The organism is Actinomadura harenae (assembly GCF_003696215.1).
Taxonomy (GTDB): domain Bacteria; phylum Actinomycetota; class Actinomycetes; order Streptosporangiales; family Streptosporangiaceae; genus Spirillospora; species Spirillospora harenae.
In genome coordinates this window covers 1-1,808 of record NZ_RFFG01000255.1, presented here as the reverse complement: position 1 = coordinate 1,808, position 1,808 = coordinate 1, and the positions used below count along the sequence as shown (strand labels likewise).

Annotated in this window: 1 protein-coding gene and 1 pseudogene; both read right to left on the bottom strand. The window is 70.6% G+C overall.

The features are described from left to right. Positions 1-185: 185 nt before the first annotated feature. On the bottom strand, positions 186-1,103 hold the full coding sequence (locus EBO15_RS43310; RefSeq protein WP_233616867.1) for a hypothetical protein: 918 nt from the start codon (positions 1,101-1,103) through the stop codon (positions 186-188). 252 nt (positions 1,104-1,355) lie between these two features. After that, positions 1,356-1,562 (bottom strand): annotated as a pseudogene (locus tag EBO15_RS47475) (helix-turn-helix domain-containing protein); the annotation flags it as partial. Positions 1,563-1,808: the final 246 nt, after the last annotated feature.

Here is a 1,808-nt window from a genome sequence, read left to right as displayed (position 1 = left end):
CCGACGCTCTCGGCCTGCGTCGGTCATCCCGCCGCCCTGGGGGTATCTGGCCATGCCACCGGCATACGCCCACAGCACCGGGCCGTCCACTCACCCAACCGCCAACACCCAATAACCCTGGTTAGTGGGCAGAGGCCGAACCGCCCGTCGACTCCTGTCGGCGGGCGGTTCGCTACTCAGGGCCTCTAGGCCAGATGCAGCCGGGCGGCGAACCCCCGCAGTTCCGGCGACGTCCGCCCGCTGGTGAGCATCCCGTTGACGAGGTTCCGGACGGCCGGACGGGTCCGGACCTCCTGCGGCGCGATCCGCTCGGCCCGCAGGAGCGCGTCCAGGCACTCCGTGCGTTTGCCCCACATGCCGTACGAGGTGGCCACGTCGGTCAGGTACCGAGCGCGTCGCTCGGTGGTCGGCAGCGCGTCCAGCCGGACCTTGTGCGCCACCCGAAGCGCGGCGGCCGGGTCGCCGGCGGCGTTGTGCCCCGAGATCAGGTGCAGCGCGACCACGGGCCGGCCGAACCCGCCGCCGTGCGTGGGAAGCAGGATCCGGTCCGAGAGTGTTCCGGCGATGCGGTCAGCCTGGGCGGTGAGGTCGGTCAGCCCGGCTGTGTCGTGGCGTTTCGCGGCGGTGTACCCGGCTGACATCAGCAGCAGTCCGCGCTGGGCTTTGGACCGCGGGTCGGGGGCGTGAAGCTGCTCGGCGGCGCGTAGGGCGAGGTCGGTGGCCTGGTCGTGCCACCCCAGCTTGCGTGCGAGGACGGCCATGTTCCGCGCGGCCTCCCCGGAGAGCACGAGGTCGCCACTCGCCGCCGCGAAGTTGTGGGCGCGGTCGGCCGCGAGCAGCCCGAGTTCGGCGGCATCCAGCTTGATCAGCAGCCTGGTCGCCAGGATGTATCCGTGTGCGACGACGGCGTGCGCGGCCGGACGGTGGTCGTCTGCGGCGGCCTGCTGCGCCCCTGCGATGAGACGGGGCAGCGCGTCGCCGAGCTCGGAGTACCGGCAACCCGTGAAGGCGCACGTGGCGCTGGCCAGCAGCGCCCGGGTCTGGTTCGTGCTGGCCGGGACCGCGCCGGTCAGGCGGGTGGTGCCGAGGAGCATGCCGCGCATCGCATCCAGCAGCCGTGTCCCCGCATCCGGGCTCGCGCCGGCCGCCCCGCCTGGCCATCCTGCAGGGACGGCAGCGGCAGCGGCAGCGGCGGTCACCGCGAGATTGGCCAGGAGAGCACGACGACGCACCGGATCCTCCTCGTCCTCGGCTGTACCGGGCACCACAGTAGGGCCCGAAGGTCTCTGGGGGTTCTTCCCCCGCTCGGTAGGTTCTTCATTCGCGGGAAGGAGGCCGAAGATGGCGGGCGACACGTGCAGCGCTGTTGCGAATGTCCGCAGGATCCCGACGTCATTCAGGGGTGCGCGGTCTCGCTCCAGCCGGGAAAGCCGGGAGCCGGAGTAGCCGCAGCGGCGGCCGAACTCGGCCAGCGTGAGTCCCTCGGCCTGCCGGAGGATACGTACGACCTGCCCGTAGTGCTGGTGCGCGATCGCTTCCCGGAGGGTGGGCGTTGCCCACACCGGATGATGAGGGTCCACCACATCACCACCTGCTTCAGGGCGTATCGGGGCGCGAACCGAACGTAGCCCCGTCTGAAGGTCAACTCCATCGTGTTTGCGGAATCGGCAAAAGGGTGTGCCTAGTGGCTCGTGACTGAACCTTGCTGGGGTAATTGATCTCGGTGGGGTGGCGCGTCAGCCTTGTCCCAGTCGGTTCTGGGAGGTGGGTGTGGCGCGGAAGCCTGAGGTGTTCGTGCGGGCGTTGTC

What these genes read in the sequence shown, in the direction of transcription:
- EBO15_RS43310 (WP_233616867.1), bottom strand. Translation starts at nt 1,103, where the DNA reads ATGCGCGGCATGCTCCTCGGCACCACCCGCCTGACCGGCGCGGTCCCG.